Here is a 15,757-nt window from a genome sequence, read left to right as displayed (position 1 = left end):
ATGCCACCTCTTGCACGGCAAGGTGTGGTTTCCCGCACGTTCACGCAACCGCGGGGCATGAATTCACGCGGCCGCCTGCAGATCCATCCGCGCCCCGAACTCCCTGACCACCGGTTCGTCCCGGAACGGCTCCAGGCGCTGCTGGAAGTCCTCCAGGTACTCGGCGCCCCGGTTGGAGCGGACCGTCTCCAGGAGCTCCACCGCCTTCGTCCCGGTGGCGCAGGCCTGTTCGATCTCGCGCTGCTGCACCTGGGCTGTGGCGAGAAGCACATAGCCGATCGCCCGGCGCCGCGCCCGCTTCTCCGGGTGCCCGTCCAGCGACTGCCGGGCGCACCGCGCGGCCGCCTCCGCCTGGCCCAGGTCCCGGTGGCAGTGCGCCAACTCGTCGGCCAGGTAGGCCTCGTCGAAGTGCGCGATCCACGCCGGGTCGTCCCCGGAGGACGGATCGGCCGCCTCCATCGCGGAGAGAGCCCGCCCGGACGCCAGCTGCGCCGACCGCGCGTCGCCCAGCAGGGCGTGGCCGCGGGCCTCGGCCGCGTAGAACATCGCCTCCGCGCGCGGGGTGACGCGACCCCGCGCCCCCTCCTGCGCCGCCCGCGCCAACTGGGCGATCTCCCGCGGGTTCCCGAGCTGCGCGGCGAGGTGGCTCATGGACGCGGCGAGCACATAGCCGCCGTAGCCGCGGTCCCCGGCCGCCTGCGCGAGCCGCAGCGACTGGATGTAGTACCGCTGGGCGAGTCCGGGCTGGCCGGTGTCGACGGCCATGTACCCGGCGAGCTCGGTGAGTCGGGCGACGGCCGCGAACAACTCCCGCCCCACGGCCTCCCGGTAGGAGCCGGCCAGCAGCCCGGAGACGACGCTGTTGAGGTAGTGCACGACGACCGGCCGCACATGCCCGCTGCCGAACTGGTGGTCCAGGTCGGTGAGCGCCTGCGTCATCGCCTTCACGGCCGCGACGTCCGACTGCCCGACCCGCGGCCCCGCCTGCCGCGCCACCTGCGCGTCCGGCGCCGAGATCAGCCAGTCCCGGCTGGGCTCCACCAGCGCGGACGCGGCGACGGAGGAGCCGGACAGGAAGTCCCGGCGCCCCACGTCGCTGCGCCACAGCTCGCAGACCTGCTCGATGGCCCCCAGTACCGTCGGCGAGAACTGGAGACCGACACCCGACGCGAGGTTCTTGCCGTTGGCCATGCCGATCTCGTCGATCGTGACCGTACGGCCCAGCTTCCGCCCCAGCGCCTCGGCGATGATCGCGGGCGCCCGGCCCCGCGGCTGCTGGCCGCGCAGCCAGCGGGCGACCGACGTCTTGTCGTACCGGAGGTCGAGACCGTGCTCGGCGCCGCACATGTTGACCCGGCGGGCGAGCCCGGCGTTCGAGCACCCCGCCTCCTGGATGAGCGCCTGCAACCGTTCGTTCGGCTGCCGCGCGACAAGCGGCCTTGCGGCCATGGCGTACCCCCTGCGAACTCCCTGTAGGGAAAAGATCCGGCCTTTGCGATCACTGCCCAGCGGACATACCGAAAATGCGGGACATGCGAGGATTGCCGGGTAAAGGCAGCGGAACTGCGGGGACGACCGCCGCCAACCCCCCACTTGTGACTACCCGCTCACGCCCCGGTTCCTCCTGCGCGCCCCCACACGTGCATCCATGCGCCCCAGTTGCGGAGAAGATGCTCCTCCCCCGCGCGCGTTACAGCCGTAACTCCAGGTGGGTGCGGGAGTTGTGTTGAGCGTGGAAGAGACGATCGCCGGAACCGAAGCCGCTCAGATTCCGAAGCAGCGCGGGGAATCGCTGCTGGAGACCGCCGTACGCTACGCCGAGGAGCGCCACTGGGACGTCTTCCCCGGCACGTGGCTGGAAGCGGTCGAGGGGGTGCAACGCTGTTCCTGCGGGGAGGTCGCGTGCGGCGCACCCGGCGCGCACGCGGCGCGCCCGGACTGGGCGACGCAGGCCACCGGTAGTGCGACGGTCGCGCGCCGGATGTGGCAGAAGCAGCCGACGGCGTCGATCCTGCTGCCGACGGGGCGGACCTTCGACGCGCTGTCCGTCCCGGAGACGGCGGGGTTTCTCGCGCTCGCCCGGATGGAGCGGATGGAGCTGACGCTCGGGCCGGTGACGCTGACCCCGGACCGCCGGATGCAGTTCTTCGTGCTTCCCGGGGCCTCGGTGAAGGTGCCGGAGCTGGTACGGAAGCTGGGCTGGTCCCCGGCGTCCCTCGACCTCATGGCGCTGGGCGAGGGGGCGTACGTGCCCGCGCCGCCGACGCGGTACGGGTCGCGGGGGGCCGTGCAGTGGGCCTGCCGGCCGACGGCCGCGAACCGGTGGCTGCCGGACGCGGAGGAGTTGATCTCGCCGTTGGCTTATGCGTGCGGGCGGGATCGGTAGCGGTTTCGTCTGCCGCGTTCGGTCTCGTCTGCCGCGTTCGGTTTCGTCGGCGGCTGCGGGTGCGTTGTGGCTGGTCGCGCAGTTCCCCGCGCCCCTTGCGGGGCACGGGGGTCCCGTAGGGTTCATCCATGACCGATGCCGTGCGTGTGCGTGGGCTCTGGAAGCGGTTCGGGCAGCAGGTCGCCGTCGCCGGGATCGATCTGTCGCTGCCTGCCGGGAAGTTCGTCGGGCTGGTCGGGCCGAACGGGGCCGGGAAGACCACCACTCTCTCCATGGTGACCGGGCTGCTGCGGCCGGATCAGGGGTCCGTCGAGGTGGTGGGGCACGACGTGTGGCGGGACCCGGTGGCGGTGAAGGCCCGGATCGGCGTGCTGCCCGAGGGACTACGGCTCTTCGAGCGGCTTTCCGGACACGAACTGCTCGGCTACTCCGGGCGGCTGCGCGGCCTCCCCGGTCCGGAGGTCGACAAGCGGGCCGCGCAACTGCTGGACGTGCTCGATCTCGCCGGGGCCCAGCACAAACTCGTCGTCGACTACTCGACCGGCATGCGCAAGAAGATCGGGCTCGCCGCCGCTCTCCTCCACAATCCCGAAGTCCTCTTCCTGGACGAGCCGTTCGAGGGCGTCGACCCGGTGTCCGCGCAGACCATCCGGGGCGTGCTGGAGCGCTACACCGCCTCCGGCGCGACCGTCGTCTTCTCCTCCCACGTCATGGAGCTCGTCGAGTCGCTGTGCGACTGGGTCGCGGTGCTGGCGGCCGGACGGATCCGCGCGACGGGGACGCTGGAGGAAGTACGCGGGGAACATCCCCACCTCCAGGCCGCCTTCCTGGAGCTGGTCGGGGCGAGCGGCCGGGACACGGCCTCCGACCTGGACTGGCTGGGCGGCGGGGCGGCCCGATGACGGACGTGACCGCCACCGTCGTACGGCTGAAGCTGTCGCTGTTGCGGAACGGGCTGCGGCAGTCCGGCGGCCGGCGGGCCGCGTTCGTCGCGTCGGCCGTCGTCGCGCTGCTGTTCGCGGCGCTGCAGCTGCTGGGCCTGGTCCTGCTGCGCGGGCACGCGCACGCGGACGCGGTGGCCGTCCTGGCGACCGCCGTACTGGCCCTGGGGTGGGCGTTCATGCCGCTGTTCTTCCCGAGCGGCGACGAGACGCTGGACCCCACCCGCCTGGTGCTGCTCCCGCTGCGGCCGGTCCCGCTGGTCCGGGCGCTGCTGGCGGCCTCGCTGGTCGGCATCGGCCCGCTGTTCACGCTGGTGCTGCTGGTGGGCTGCGCGGTGTCCGTGGCGCACGGGGCGGCGGGGTACGGCGTCGCGGTCGTCGGCGTCGTCCTCGCGCTGCTGGTGTGCGTGGCCCTCGCCCGGTCCGTCGCCGCCGCGAACGTACGGCTGCTGACCAGCCGCAAGGGACGCGACCTGGCCGTGCTGAGCGGCCTGGTCATCGCGGTGGGCGCGCAGCTGGTCAACTTCGGGGCGCGCAGCCTCGGTTCGGCCGGGCTCGGGGAGCTCGCGCCGGTGGCCGACGTGGTGCGCTGGCTGCCGCCGGCCTCCGCGATCGGGGCGGTGCACTCGGCGAGCGAGGGGGCGTACGGGCGGGCGGTCCTCCAACTCGCCCTGTCCGCGGCCGCGCTGGCGCTGCTCGTCGGCGCCTGGGCGCGGACCCTGACCCGGCTGATGACCGCGCCGGACGGCTCGACGCTCCAGGAGCCCGACTCCGCCCGCCGGGGCGCGTCGTCGGGCGGCGGTCCGGGTCGGCTGCTGCCCTCCGGGCGCACCGGCACGGTCATGGCGCGCAGCCTGCGTTATGTCTGGCGCGACCCCAAGACCAAGGCCGCGTGGGTGACCTCGCTGGCCATCGGCCTGATCGTCCCCGTCTTCAACGCCCTGCAGGGCACCGGCTCGATCTACTTCGCCTGCTTCGCCGCCGGCATGCTCGGCATCCAGATGTACAACCAGTTCGGGCAGGACACCTCCGCCTTCTGGATGGTGGCGATGACCATCTCGTCCCCGCGCGACGCCTACGTCGAACTGCGCGGGCGGGCGCTGGCCCTGCTGGTGATCACCCTGCCGTACGCGACCCTGGTGACCGTCCTGACCACGGCCATGCTGGGCGACTGGCCCCGGCTGCCCGAGGTCCTCGGCCTCTCCTTCGCCCTGCTCGGCGCCATGCTCGCCACCGGCGCCTGGACCTCGGCCCGCTTCCCCTACTCCATCCCCCAGGAAGGCCACCGCAACGTCGCCGCCGGCCAGACCGGCCTCGCCTGGATCGCCATCTTCGGCGGCATGGTGTCGGCGGCCCTGCTGTGCGCCCCCGTCATCGCCCTGACGATCGCCCTGAACGTGAGTGCGGGGGGCGAGGAGTGGACCTGGGCGCTGCTGCCGGTGGGCGCGGCGTACGGGGCGACGATCACCTGGGCGGGGCTGCGGGGCGCGGCACCGCGCACGGCGGCCAACCTGCCGGAGATCCTGACCGCTGTCAGCAAGGGCTAGCCCCAGCGCCCCGTCTTTCAGGGGCGCGGGGCTGTATCGATGTGCGGCTACCGCCGCGTGGGCGCGACCAGCCACATCGCACCCGCACCCGCCGAACCACCCGCTCCCCCCACCCCACTAGGCGCCAACTACTCCCCCACCCGCTCAAGAAACGGCTCCACAGCCGCCCGCCAAGCCTCAGGCCGGTCGTACGGCAACAAGTGCCCGGCATCAGCAACCTCCGCGTACTCCCCCCTGGGCAGGACCCGCACCATCTCCTGCGCCTCCGCCCGCCCCAGCTCCCCGTCCACCCCCCGCACGACCAGCGCGGGGCACGGCACCTGGGCCAGCTCCTCCCAGTGCGCGTCGTACACCCAGGTCTCCCTGGACCTCAGCATCTGGTCGGGATCGAAGACCGGCCGCCAGCCGTCACCGCACTCGTGCATGACCTCGGCGTAGAACTCCCCGCGCGCGGGGTTCGGCCGCTCCACCCAGGGATCGTCCTCACCGAACCACTTGCGGACGTCGGCGAGCGTGGCGAACGGCACGGGCCAGGACCTGAACCAGTCGGCCCACTCGCGCTGCGAGGCCGCACCGAGCGCGGAGGCCCGCATATCGCAGATGATCACGCCCCGGACCAGTTCGGGGCGCTTCGCGGCGAGCTGCCAGGCGGTCAGCGCGCCCATGGCGTGGCCGATGAGCACGGCGGGGGCGAGACCCAGCTGCTCGATCGCGGCCGTGGCGTCCTCGACGTACGCCTCACGGGTGTACACGGCCTGCGGGGGCTTGTCGCTCTGGCCGTGGCCGCGCTGGTCGAGCGCGACGGCCCGGTGCCGCTCGGAGAGCCAGCGGGCGGTGGACGCCCAGTGCGAGGCACGGCCCATCAGGCCGTGCAGTAACAGCACGCCGTGCGACGACCGCTCCGGGTCGTCCTTCTTGGGCGGGTCCGCGAACTCCCAGGCGGCGAGGTGTACGCCGCCGGCTCCTGTCACGTCGATGCGCCGTGCCATGGGCCTGGCACCCCCCTAGCTCCGCGTGCCTTGTGTCGCCTCGGATCTCTTCGGATCGCTTCGTGATGCTTCGCTACCACTGCAGACTATCGAATGCCTATTCGAAAATCGGGCTCCTGCGGGCAACACCCCTCGTTCGAGTGACCCCTTCCCAGGCATGATCGGCGCCGCCGAGGGGATCTGTTCTGCGGGGGGCGGACCGCTCGGGGAAAACGGTCCGAGGGGATGACCCTGAGAGCTCGGGGCTCCGGGTCAGCACTGGGGAGGACAGGCCCCGGCACCGCAAGGTGCCGGGGCCAAGCCCAGGTCCATCTCCACGCCTTCGGCACATCCTCCCCGCCCCCCTCAGGTCATATGCCTCTCGCGACAGCCTCGCACGCGAAACGGCCGGGCGCTGCGATTCGACGCACTGAATCTCCGATTCGACGCGTTCGACACACCGGGGAGGAACGCCGAAAAGACCCGTCAACTCCCCCACGAACAACGGGAGTTGAACGGCGCTCCGGCTACGGTGCTCAGCGCTTGGCGACGAACACATGGGAGGCGATGTCCGCCTCCAGCTCGGCCGCCTCACCACCGCTGCCCACCAGCACCCCGCCGGCCGACTCCGTCACGCTCACCACCGAACCCGGCTGCACACCCGCCCGCCGCAGCGTGTACATCAGCTGCGCGTCGGTCTGGATGGGCTCCCCGATCCGGCGTACGACCACGGTCTTGCCGTCCGCGCCCGGGTCCAGGTCGGCCAGCGAGACCATGCCCTCGTCGAGGAACGGGTCCGCGCCGTCCTTCTCGCCCAGCTCCTCCAGACCCGGGATCGGGTTGCCGTACGGCGACTCGGTCGGGTGCCGCAGCAGCTCAAGTACCCGCCGCTCCACCGCCTCGCTCATCACGTGCTCCCAGCGGCACGCCTCCGCGTGCACCTGCTCCCACTCCAGGCCGATCACATCGACCAGCAGGCACTCGGCGAGCCGGTGCTTGCGCATCACCCGCGTCGCCAGCCGGCGGCCCTCGTCGGTCAGCTCCAGATGGCGGTCGCTGGCGACGGACACCAGACCGTCCCGCTCCATCCGCGCCACCGTCTGGCTCACCGTCGGCCCACTCTGGTCGAGCCGCTCCGCGATGCGGGCGCGCATGGGGACCACGCCTTCCTCTTCGAGCTCGAGGATGGTGCGGAGATACATCTCCGTGGTGTCGATCAGTCCGGACATTCGTGCCCCTCGATTACCTCTGCCGGAAGCCCGGCCGCGTGCGCTGGCCCTGACACCAATTCTGCCGGATCCCACTGACAAGCGGGGGACACCGGCGGAACGGGCACCAGAACGGGCCCGGACCGGCAGTTCGACAACGCCGTGCGGCCGCCTCGGCACCGGCCGTATTGACACCGAGATGGTCCAGACCGGAGGGTGATCCGCGACACAGACGCTGCGAAGGGGCACCGCATGAGCGACGGCACGCCGGCCGACCTGTTCTTCGACGCCGCCATCGGCCTCCTGCAACGGGTCCGCGCCGAGGAGGCCGAGGCCATCGGCGCCGCCGCCACCCTGCTCGCCGACACCGTCACCGCCGGCGGCCGGCTGTTCGCGTTCGGCGCCGGGCACTCCTCCCTCGCCGCCCAGGACGTGGTCTACCGCGCGGGCGGCCTCGCCCTCATGAACCTGCTCGCCGTCCCCGGCGCCGTCGGCGTCGACGTCATGCCCGCCACGCTCGGCTCCCGCCTGGAACGCGTCGACGGACTCGCCACCGCCGTCCTGGACACCTCGCCCCTGCGCGCCGGCGACGCCCTCGTGATCATCTCCCTGTCCGGCCGCAACGCCATGCCCGTCGAGATGGCCATCGGCGCCCGCGACCTCGGCGCCCGGGTCATCGGCGTGACCTCGGTGGCGTACGCCGAGCAGACCACCTCCCGGCACTCCTCAGGCACCTACCTCAAGGACCACTGCGACGTCGTCCTCGACTCGAAGATCTCCGTCGGGGACGCCGAACTGAGCCTCGACACCATCCCGGCCCCCTTCGCCCCCGCCTCCACGGTCGTCACCAGCGCCCTGCTCCAGGCGGTCCTCGCCACCACCGCCGCCACCCTCGCCGACCGCGGCATCGAACCCCCGCTGCTGCGCTCCGGCAACGTCGACGGCGGCCACGAGTGGAACGCGCGCGTCTTCGCGGAGTACCGCGACCGGATCTTCTACCAGCCCTGACAGACCCACCGGGGCCGCGGGGCCGCAGGCCGCAGGGCTTTGGTCAGCGCTCCCTCAGGAGCCCCGCCAGGTCCAGCGCCGTGGCGATCCGTACCGCCACGTCCTCGGCGTACGTCGCGTCCGGGCGCTCGAAACGGTTGCGGCCCGACCCGCGCAGGAACGTCACCACGCCCAGCGTCCGCCCCCGGCTGCGCAGCACCGCGCACAACGCGTGCACCGCGTCACCCGGCCACTGCCGGTCCAGCGCCCACGCCCGCGCCCGGTCCGGCGGCACCGAACCCGCGTCCGCCCGCACACTCCCGGCCCGCTCCACGCACTGCAGCGCCGGGTGCCCGTCCTCGTACCGCACCGGCAGCCCCGCCGCGCCCGTCAGCAGACTCGGCCCCGGCGTCCCCGCCGGCGTGGCCGCGATCCGCACCAGCCGCACCGGCCCCACGTCCCCGTCGCCCCGCGCACCACCCACCACCCGGTCCACCACCGCATGATCGGCGAACCCGGCCAGCGCGAAGTCCAGGTGGACGGTGGCCGCCTCCGCGGGGTCCTCGCACTCGGCGGCCGCGCGCGCCGCGCGGTGCAGCTGGTTGGCACGGAAGCGCAGCATCGCCGCCTCCTGCTCGCTCTGCTTGGCCTCCGTCACGTCCTGGAACAGCCAGCCGACCCCGAGCGGCACCGGCTCCTCCGCGAGCGGCGACGCCAGCCGCAAAAACCCGGACCGCCAGCAGCGCCGCTGCTCGCCCTCCGCCGTCCGCACACTCACCCACATCTCCGCCGGCGCGGGCGGCGCGCCCTCGGCCAGCACATGCGTGAGCGCGCTCTCCAGATCCTCCACACCCAGCGCCAGCAGCTCGCCCAGCGGCCGCCCCAGCGCCGACGTACGCCCGATCCCGAGCGCCCGCGCCGCATGGGCGTTCACCACGGCGGGCCGCAGATCGGCGTCCACCAGGACGACACCCCACGCCGCGTCCTCGAACAACGCCTCGCTCAGCGCGATCGACCGCTCCAGGTCTATCTGCGCGTGCACCTCGCTGAACGCGCAGTACACACCCGCCGGCTTCCCGTCCGGACCGCGCACGGCCGCCGACTGCGTCCGTACGAGGACCCGCCCGCCGTCCTTCGTGAGCAGCGCGAACTCGTGCACCTGACGGCCCGGGGCATGCATGGCCGACAGCAGCCGGCCCGCCACCTCGTCGGCGTCCGCCTCGCGCACCGCCCACCCGGCGAACCCGTGCCGGCCCACCGCCTCGGCCGCCGTCCAGCCCAGGATCCGCTCGGCCTCACGGTTCCAGTGGGTGACGACACCGTCCGCGTCGAACGCGCACAGGGCCGCGTCCATGCCGTCGAGCAGCGCGGCGAGCAGGTCGGAGCCACCCGAGTCGTCCGGGGCGTCCCGCTCCGGTTCCGGCTCGGGCTCGCCGGGCCCCAGCTCGTCCGTGGTCCCACTACGCCGGGAAGCACTCACCTGGACCCCCATCAGGCTGCGTCCGCACGCACGGCGCGTCGGTTCACTCACTGCCCTTCATTCAACTCGAACGTGACGCAGCCCACACTGTGTTCCCGCAAGATTGAAGGAATCGTTGCAAGCCGCACTCCGCCGACGCTCACAGCACGAGCCGCAGATCCACCCACTCGTCGCTCTCCCCGTCGAGCACATACCGCTCCACCTCGGCGAACCCGTACCGCCGCGCGAACCGCAGCCCGTCCTCGTTGACCCCCAGCACACACGTCTCGACGGCCTCGACCCCCGGCACGCACGCGTACCCGGCCACATGCTCGTACAAGGCCGTACCGAACCCCCGCCCCCGATACCCCGGCAGCACCCGCACGATCACCGTCACCACCCCGTCGACCACCGGCCGCACCGTGGCACACCCCACCAGCACGTCCCCGTCGTACGCGTTCTCCAGCCGATTCCCCCGCGCAAGCCGCTCCCGAGCCTCCTCGAAGGTCATCGCCGCAGGCGGCACGACGACGTTGTGCACATACCGCCACTGCTCCAGCGCCCCGCCCCCGTCCCCGTCCACGTCCCCGTCCACGAGGACCACCCGGAGCTCACTCACGCCCGTCCCCTCCCGACCGTCGCGCGTACACCTCGATCTCGATCTTCATCCGGGGATCGGCCAGCCCGCACACCATCATCGTCGCCGCCGGCCGCACATCCCCGAACACCCTCCGCAGCACCGGCCAGCACGGCTCGAAGTCCTCCCGCACCGGCAGCAGGTACCGCACCCGCACCACGTCCTTGAACCCGCACCTCGCCTCCGCCAGCGCCGCCCCGATGTTCCGCAGACACTGCTCCGCCTGCTCCACCACATCCTCGGAGATCGTCATCTCCGCATAGTCGAACCCCGTCGTCCCCGACACATGCACCCACTCCCCGTCCACCACCGCCCGCGCATACCCGATCTCCTCCTCGAACACCGACCCACTGAGAATCACCTGCCGTTTTGTCATGCGCCGAACGCTAACGAAAAAAGAGTTGAGACTGTCCCGGCGGCTTCTTAATGTGTGGGGCACACGAGAAGGGAGGTGGTTCGGCAGATGTATGAATACCGGACGCGTGAGGTGGCTGCGGGCTAGCGGCCCGTCACCACACCGAGTGCGGTGCCGGACCAGCACGTGACAGACACGTGCAGCCGGCCCAATCCCAAGCAGTCACCCGACCCGCGAGCTCGCCGGTGCGTCCGGCCGGCTTCTCCGTCGTAAGGCGGAGGGACCTGAGCTCGCGGGTCGTCTGCGTTTGCGGTGGCTTTGTGCCCGCTCAGGGGCTGAGGCGTTCCACGTGCCAGGTGCCGTCGGGGTCGGCGACGTAGCGGAGGCGGTCGTGGAGGCGGTTCTGGCGGCCCTGCCAGAACTCGACGGTCTGGGGGGCGATGCGGAAGCCGCCCCAGTGCGGGGGGACCGGGACCTGTTCGCCCTCGGGGTAGCGGGCGGTCAGCTCGGCGTAGGAGGCGTCGAGTTCGGCGCGGGAGTAGATGACCGAGGACTGGGTGCTGGCCCAGGCGCCGAGCTGGGAGCCGTGCGGGCGGGTGCGGAAGTAGGCGGCGGTCTCGTCGCGCCCTGTGCGGCGGGCGGTGCCGGTGACGACGACCTGGCGGGCGATGGCGTGCCACGGGAAGAGCAGCGAGACGTACGGGTTCGCGGCGAGGTCCTGGGCCTTGCGGGAGTCGTAGTTGGTGTAGAAGACGAAGCCCTGGGTGTCGTACTGCTTCATGAGGACCGTGCGGGAGCTGGGGCGGCCCTCGGCGTCGGCGGTGGAGACGACCATCGCGTTGGGTTCGTAGATCATGCCGTCGGCGGCGGCCCGTGCGGCCTGGTGGAACCAGTGGGTGAACTGGTCCATGGGGTGGGCTGCCAGGTCGTGCTCTTCGAAGCCCTCGGCCCGGTAGTGCTTGCGCATCGCGGCGGGGTCGAGGACGGGGTCGTCGGAGGCGGCGGCGTCGCGGTCGGTCACGCGGTCATCTTGCCGTATGCACATATGGGTCCGGGGCACATGTGACGCAGACCTGTGGTGGCACTGAGTGCCGCTGGGCTCCCCAACTCTGGCACTCGGGGTTATGGTGCAGTTGCCTCCGCCTACACCTCATGAGGAGCCGCCCCATGTCCGACTTCGTACCCGGGCTCGAAGGAGTCATCGCGTTCGAGACGGAGATCGCCGAACCGGACAAGGAGGGGGGCGCCCTGCGGTACCGGGGCGTCGACATCGAGGATCTGGTCGGGCACGTGTCGTTCGGGAACGTGTGGGGGCTGCTCGTCGACGGGGCCTTCAATCCCGGTCTGCCGCCGGCCGAGCCGTTCCCGATCCCCGTCCATTCGGGTGACATCCGCGTCGATGTGCAGTCGGCGCTCGCCATGCTCGCCCCCGTGTGGGGGCTGAAGCCGCTGCTCGACATCGACGCGGCGCAGGCCCGGGAGGACCTGGCGCGGGCCGCCGTCATGGCGTTGTCGTACGTCGCCCAGTCCGCGCGCGGGCAGGGGCTGCCGATGGTGCCGCAGCGGGAGATCGACAAGGCGCACTCGGTGGTGGAGCGGTTCATGATCCGGTGGCGGGGTGAGCCGGATCCGAAGCATGTGGCCGCCGTGGACGCGTACTGGACGTCCGCCGCCGAGCACGGCATGAACGCGTCCACGTTCACCGCGCGTGTCATCGCCTCCACCGGTGCGGATGTCGCCGCCGCGCTGTCCGGTGCCGTGGGTGCGATGTCGGGGCCGCTGCACGGGGGTGCGCCCTCGCGGGTGCTCGGGATGATCGAGGAGATCGAGCGGACCGGGGACGCGGCCGGGTACGTCAGGAAGGCGCTGGACCGGGGTGAGCGGCTGATGGGGTTCGGGCACCGGGTGTACCGGGCCGAGGATCCGCGGGCGCGGGTGCTGCGGCGGACGGCGCGGGAGCTGGGGGCGCCGCGGTTCGAGATCGCGGAGGCGTTGGAGAAGGCGGCGCTGGAGGAGTTGCACAATCGGCGGCCGGATCGGGTGCTGGCCACGAATGTGGAGTTCTGGGCGGCGATCATGCTGGACTTCGCGGAGGTGCCGGCGCACATGTTCACGTCGATGTTCACGTGTGCGCGGACGGCGGGGTGGTCGGCGCACATTCTTGAGCAGAAGCGGACGGGGCGGTTGGTGCGGCCGTCTGCGCGGTATGTGGGGCCGGGGGTGCGGAAGCCTCAGGACATCGAGGGTTTTGTGGATATCGCCCACTGAGTTGCCTGTGCGGGTGGGTGGGGGCTGGTCGCGCAGTTCCCCGCGCCCCTGAAAATCAGGCGCTTCGCGCCTTGATTTTCATAGGGCCTCGTCCAGCAGTGCCGCCCACTGCGTCACCACCCGCTCACGTCTCGCCCTGTCGTCCGTCAACAGGTTCGCCAGGCCCAGGCCGCGGGCCATGTCCAGGAGGCCCTGGACGGTTTCGCGGGTGCCGGGGCGGGATTCGTCGGCGCCGAGGAGGTCGACGGCGATGCGGTGGGTTTCGCGGCCGACGCGGGCTTCGAGTTCGGTGACGCGGGAGCGGAGCTGGTCCTCGTCGGAGGCGGCCACCCAGAGGTGGAGGGCGGCGCGGAAGAGGGGGCCGGTGAAGAGGTCGACGAGGGCGGAGACGACGGCTCTGCGGTCGCCGGTGGTGCCTTGGGGGAAGAGGGCCCGGATGGCGGTGGAGCGTTCTTCGGCGACGTATTCGACGGCCGCCGTGAAGAGGTCCTCGCGGGTCGGGAAGTGGTGCTGGGCGGCGCCGCGGGAGACGCCGGCGCGTTCGGCGACGACGGCGACCGTGGAGCCTGCCCAGCCGTGTTCGGCGAGGCAGGCCACGGCGGCTTCCAGGAGCCGTTGCCGGGTGGCCCGGCTGCGGTCCTGCTTCGGGGCACGTTCCGTCGTGCTCACACCACCCACGCCGCATCCCGTCGTTCGAGGAAGGCCGTCATCCCCTCGCGGGCTTGGTCGGAGGAGAACAGCCGGGCCGAGAGTGCGGTGAGGTGGGCCGCGTCCCGGTCGAATGTCTCCAGCACCCTAGCCGTGAGCAGCTGTTTCGTCTCGGCCAGGGCTTGGGGGGCGGAGCGGCGGAGGCCGTCGAGGATGGGGGCGAGGGCGGTGTCGACGTCGTCCGCGGTGGTGGTCAGCAGACCCAACCGGACGGCTTCCACCGACTCGAAGCGTTCGCCCGTGAGGTAGTAGCGGGCGAGGGCGCGGGGGTCGGTGCGGGGGAGCAGGGGCAGGGAGATGACCGCGGGGGCGACGCCGATTCTGACCTCCGTGAAGGCGAAGGTGGAGTCGGTGGAGGCGGCGGCGAGGTCGCAGGCGGCGAGCAGGCCGAGGCCGCCCGCGCGGACGTGGCCGGTGACGCGGGCGAGGACCGGCTTGGGCAGTTCGACGATCTGGCGGAGGAGTTCGACGAGGGCGTCGGGGTGGGGCGGGTCGCGCAGGTCGGCTCCGGCGCAGAACGTGGTGCCGGTGTGGGTGAGGACGATCGCGCGGACGTCGGGGTCCTTGGCGCAGTCGGTGAGGGCCTCGGCGAGTTCGGTGACGAGGGCGGCGGACAGGGCGTTGCGGGTGGCGGTGGAGTCGAGGCTGAGGGTGGTGACGGCACGCGTGTGCGTCTGTCCGATCGACGTCATGGGCCCTCCTCGGGTTCCCCGGCCTTGGCGAGGGCGCGCAGTTCGCGGCGGAGTATCTTTCCGGAGGCCGCGCGGGGCACCCCGGCGATGAAGCTGACCTTGCGAACGCGCTTGTAGGGCGCGACGCGTTCGGCGACGTAGAGCATGGTCTCGTTCTCGGTGAGCTCGGGGGTGTCGTCGTCGGTGGGCCGGCGGACGACGAAGGCGTGCGGGATCTCGTTGCCGTCCTCGTTGTAGGCGCCGATGACGGCGGCGTCGGCGATGCCGGGGTGGGTGAGCAGGAGGGCCTCGAGTTCGGCGGGGGCCACCTGGAAGCCCTTGTACTTGATGAGTTCCTTGACGCGGTCGACGACGTAGAGCCAGCCGTCGGCGTCGACGTGGCCGACGTCGCCGGTGTGCAGCCAGCCGTCGGGGTCGATCATCTCGGCGGTGGCCTCGGGTTTGCCGAGGTAGCCCTTCATGACCTGGGGGCCGCGGATGGCGATCTCGCCGGGTTCGCCGATGCCGACGTCCTTGTGCGGGTCGTCGAGCGACACGATCCGCATCTCGGTGCCGGGGATGAGCTTGCCGACGGTGCCGGGCGGTGCGGTGCCGAGGGCGTCGAGGGGGACGATGTGGGTGCCGGGGGAGAGTTCGGTCATGCCGTAGCCCTGGGCGACGGGCGGCAGGCCCAGGCGCTGTCCGCCGGCCGTGGCGAGCTTGGCGTCCAGCGGGGCGGCGGCGCTCATGACGTACTTCAGGGAGGACAGGTCGTACTGCTCGACGAGCGGGTGCTTGGCGAGGGCGAGGACGATCGGCGGGGCGACCCACAGGCCGGTGATGCGGTGGGTCTGGATGGCCTTGAGGAAGGTCTCCAGTTCGAAGCGGGGCAGGACGACGACGGTGGCGCCCTTGCGCAGGGGTGCGTTCATGAGCGCGGTGAGGCCGTAGATGTGGAAGAACGGCAGCACGGCGAGGATGCGGTCGCCGGGGCCGGAGGGGACGCAGACGTCCAGCTGGGCGAGGTTGGTGGCGATCTGCCGGTGGGTGAGCATCACGCCCTTGGGGACGCCGGTGGTGCCGGAGGAGTACGGCAGTGCGGCGACGTCCTCGACGGGGTCGATGTCGACCTGCGGTTCGGGGGCCTCACCGGCCAGCATGTCGAGGAGCGAGCGGTGTCCGGGTGCGCTGTCGCAGACGAAGATCTCCGCTATGCCGCCGGCGAGTTCGGCGGCCCGGCGGGCGTGTTCCAGGAGGGGGGAGACGGTGACGATCCAGCGGGCCGCGGAGTCCCTCAGCTGTTTGGCGAACTCCTCGGCCGTGGCGAGCGGGTGCACGGTGGTGACGGAGGCCCCCGCGCGCGTGGCCGCGTAGAACGCCGTCGGGAAGGCGACCGTGTTCGGGCTGTGCAGGGCGAGGACGTCGCCCTTGCGGACGCCCGCGTCGGCGAGCGCGGCGGCGATCCGCCGGTGGAACCGGTCCAGTTGCGCGTAGGTGAGGGTGGTGCCGTCGGTGCCGTCGATGAGGGCGGGCGTGTCACCGAACTCGGCGGCCCGGCCCAGTACGGCCTCGTGGATGGGGAGTTCTACGGGCGGAACGTCTGCGTACTCGCTGCGGAACAC

15 protein-coding genes are annotated in these 15,757 nt (G+C 71.9%); 5 read left to right on the top strand and 10 right to left on the bottom strand.

Going from position 1 to position 15,757, the window contains the following annotated elements; all coding sequences use genetic code 11:
• Positions 1–63: 63 nt before the first annotated feature.
• The gene (locus ACGFZS_RS39210) at positions 64–1,449 is read right to left on the bottom strand and encodes a transcriptional regulator (RefSeq protein WP_393799113.1); all 1,386 of its coding nucleotides are present in this window, start codon (positions 1,447–1,449) and stop codon (positions 64–66) included.
• Positions 1,450–1,723: 274 nt separating this feature from the next.
• On the opposite strand from ACGFZS_RS39210, the gene ACGFZS_RS39205 reads away from it, so the two are divergent.
• The 3 genes from ACGFZS_RS39205 to ACGFZS_RS39195 all read left to right on the top strand — a co-directional run bounded on the left by ACGFZS_RS39205 (position 1,724) and on the right by ACGFZS_RS39195 (position 4,874).
• Positions 1,724–2,386, top strand: coding sequence for a bifunctional DNA primase/polymerase (locus ACGFZS_RS39205; RefSeq protein ID WP_359207216.1), 663 nt, complete (start codon positions 1,724–1,726; stop codon positions 2,384–2,386).
• 128 nt (positions 2,387–2,514) lie between these two features.
• Positions 2,515–3,288 (top strand): ABC transporter ATP-binding protein, encoded by a 774-nt coding sequence (locus tag ACGFZS_RS39200; RefSeq protein WP_393799112.1) that lies wholly within the window; start codon positions 2,515–2,517, stop codon positions 3,286–3,288.
• Positions 3,285–4,874 (top strand): transporter, encoded by a 1,590-nt coding sequence (locus ACGFZS_RS39195; protein WP_393799111.1) that lies wholly within the window; start codon positions 3,285–3,287, stop codon positions 4,872–4,874. Before ACGFZS_RS39200 ends, ACGFZS_RS39195 begins: the two co-directional genes overlap by 4 nt.
• A gap of 128 nt (positions 4,875–5,002) precedes the next feature.
• Here ACGFZS_RS39195 and ACGFZS_RS39190 read toward each other — a convergent pair whose 3' ends face one another.
• Together ACGFZS_RS39190 and ACGFZS_RS39185 are read right to left on the bottom strand one after the other, a co-directional pair.
• Positions 5,003–5,863, bottom strand: coding sequence for an alpha/beta hydrolase (locus ACGFZS_RS39190; RefSeq protein ID WP_359207225.1), 861 nt, complete (start codon positions 5,861–5,863; stop codon positions 5,003–5,005).
• Positions 5,864–6,378: 515 nt separating this feature from the next.
• On the bottom strand, positions 6,379–7,071 hold the full coding sequence (locus ACGFZS_RS39185; RefSeq protein WP_355708894.1) for a metal-dependent transcriptional regulator: 693 nt from the start codon (positions 7,069–7,071) through the stop codon (positions 6,379–6,381).
• Positions 7,072–7,302: 231 nt separating this feature from the next.
• On the opposite strand from ACGFZS_RS39185, the gene ACGFZS_RS39180 reads away from it, so the two are divergent.
• Entirely contained in the window at positions 7,303–8,058 is a 756-nt protein-coding gene (locus ACGFZS_RS39180; protein WP_393799110.1) for an SIS domain-containing protein, read from the top strand.
• A 43-nt stretch (positions 8,059–8,101) separates the two neighbouring features.
• Here ACGFZS_RS39180 and ACGFZS_RS39175 read toward each other — a convergent pair whose 3' ends face one another.
• The 4 genes from ACGFZS_RS39175 to pdxH all read right to left on the bottom strand — a co-directional run bounded on the left by ACGFZS_RS39175 (position 8,102) and on the right by pdxH (position 11,533).
• Entirely contained in the window at positions 8,102–9,517 is a 1,416-nt protein-coding gene (locus ACGFZS_RS39175) for a PAS domain-containing protein (protein ID WP_393799109.1), read from the bottom strand.
• A 139-nt stretch (positions 9,518–9,656) separates the two neighbouring features.
• Positions 9,657–10,115 (bottom strand): GNAT family N-acetyltransferase, encoded by a 459-nt coding sequence (locus tag ACGFZS_RS39170; protein ID WP_393799108.1) that lies wholly within the window; start codon positions 10,113–10,115, stop codon positions 9,657–9,659.
• Positions 10,108–10,509, bottom strand: coding sequence for a RidA family protein (locus ACGFZS_RS39165; protein WP_393799107.1), 402 nt, complete (start codon positions 10,507–10,509; stop codon positions 10,108–10,110). Before ACGFZS_RS39165 ends, ACGFZS_RS39170 begins: the two co-directional genes overlap by 8 nt.
• A gap of 307 nt (positions 10,510–10,816) precedes the next feature.
• Complete coding sequence (gene pdxH / locus ACGFZS_RS39160) at positions 10,817–11,533, bottom strand: pyridoxamine 5'-phosphate oxidase (protein WP_355708903.1); 717 nt, start codon at positions 11,531–11,533, stop codon at positions 10,817–10,819.
• Between the two features lie 122 nt (positions 11,534–11,655).
• Between pdxH and ACGFZS_RS39155 the strand changes: the two genes are divergently transcribed.
• Positions 11,656–12,756, top strand: a complete 1,101-nt coding sequence (locus ACGFZS_RS39155) for a citrate synthase 2 (RefSeq protein ID WP_393663265.1) — start codon at positions 11,656–11,658, stop codon at positions 12,754–12,756.
• A gap of 78 nt (positions 12,757–12,834) precedes the next feature.
• On the opposite strand, the gene ACGFZS_RS39150 is transcribed toward ACGFZS_RS39155, so the two are convergent.
• From ACGFZS_RS39150 to ACGFZS_RS39140, 3 genes are read right to left on the bottom strand one after another with little or no spacing between them, the layout of a single operon-like run.
• Positions 12,835–13,434: a TetR/AcrR family transcriptional regulator gene (locus tag ACGFZS_RS39150; RefSeq protein WP_393799106.1), complete on the bottom strand. Its 600-nt coding sequence runs from the start codon at positions 13,432–13,434 to the stop codon at positions 12,835–12,837.
• The gene (locus ACGFZS_RS39145) at positions 13,422–14,156 is read right to left on the bottom strand and encodes an enoyl-CoA hydratase family protein (protein ID WP_393799105.1); all 735 of its coding nucleotides are present in this window, start codon (positions 14,154–14,156) and stop codon (positions 13,422–13,424) included. The genes ACGFZS_RS39150 and ACGFZS_RS39145 overlap by 13 nt, the downstream gene beginning before the upstream one ends.
• The gene (locus ACGFZS_RS39140; protein WP_393799104.1) at positions 14,153–15,757 is read right to left on the bottom strand and encodes a 4-coumarate--CoA ligase family protein; all 1,605 of its coding nucleotides are present in this window, start codon (positions 15,755–15,757) and stop codon (positions 14,153–14,155) included. The genes ACGFZS_RS39145 and ACGFZS_RS39140 overlap by 4 nt, the downstream gene beginning before the upstream one ends.

Origin of the sequence: Streptomyces sp. NPDC048288, from assembly GCF_043201555.1 — a bacterium.
Lineage (GTDB): Bacteria > Actinomycetota > Actinomycetes > Streptomycetales > Streptomycetaceae > Streptomyces.
The sequence above is the reverse complement of the archived record's forward strand: the minus strand, read 5'-3'. Positions and strand labels throughout refer to the sequence as shown.

Excerpts from the sequence above, each read along its gene's own strand:
- ACGFZS_RS39210 (WP_393799113.1), bottom strand. The coding sequence starts at position 1,449 with ATGGCCGCAAGGCCGCTTGTCGCGCGGCAGCCGAACGAACGGTTGCAG.
- ACGFZS_RS39195 (WP_393799111.1), top strand. The coding sequence starts at position 3,285 with ATGACGGACGTGACCGCCACCGTCGTACGGCTGAAGCTGTCGCTGTTG.
- ACGFZS_RS39190 (WP_359207225.1), bottom strand. The coding sequence starts at position 5,863 with ATGGCACGGCGCATCGACGTGACAGGAGCCGGCGGCGTACACCTCGCC.
- ACGFZS_RS39200 (WP_393799112.1), top strand. The coding sequence starts at position 2,515 with ATGACCGATGCCGTGCGTGTGCGTGGGCTCTGGAAGCGGTTCGGGCAG.
- ACGFZS_RS39155 (WP_393663265.1), top strand. The coding sequence starts at position 11,656 with ATGTCCGACTTCGTACCCGGGCTCGAAGGAGTCATCGCGTTCGAGACG.
- ACGFZS_RS39165 (WP_393799107.1), bottom strand. The coding sequence starts at position 10,509 with ATGACAAAACGGCAGGTGATTCTCAGTGGGTCGGTGTTCGAGGAGGAG.
- pdxH (WP_355708903.1), bottom strand. The coding sequence starts at position 11,533 with ATGTGCATACGGCAAGATGACCGCGTGACCGACCGCGACGCCGCCGCC.
- ACGFZS_RS39180 (WP_393799110.1), top strand. The coding sequence starts at position 7,303 with ATGAGCGACGGCACGCCGGCCGACCTGTTCTTCGACGCCGCCATCGGC.
- ACGFZS_RS39145 (WP_393799105.1), bottom strand. The coding sequence starts at position 14,156 with ATGACGTCGATCGGACAGACGCACACGCGTGCCGTCACCACCCTCAGC.
- ACGFZS_RS39185 (WP_355708894.1), bottom strand. The coding sequence starts at position 7,071 with ATGTCCGGACTGATCGACACCACGGAGATGTATCTCCGCACCATCCTC.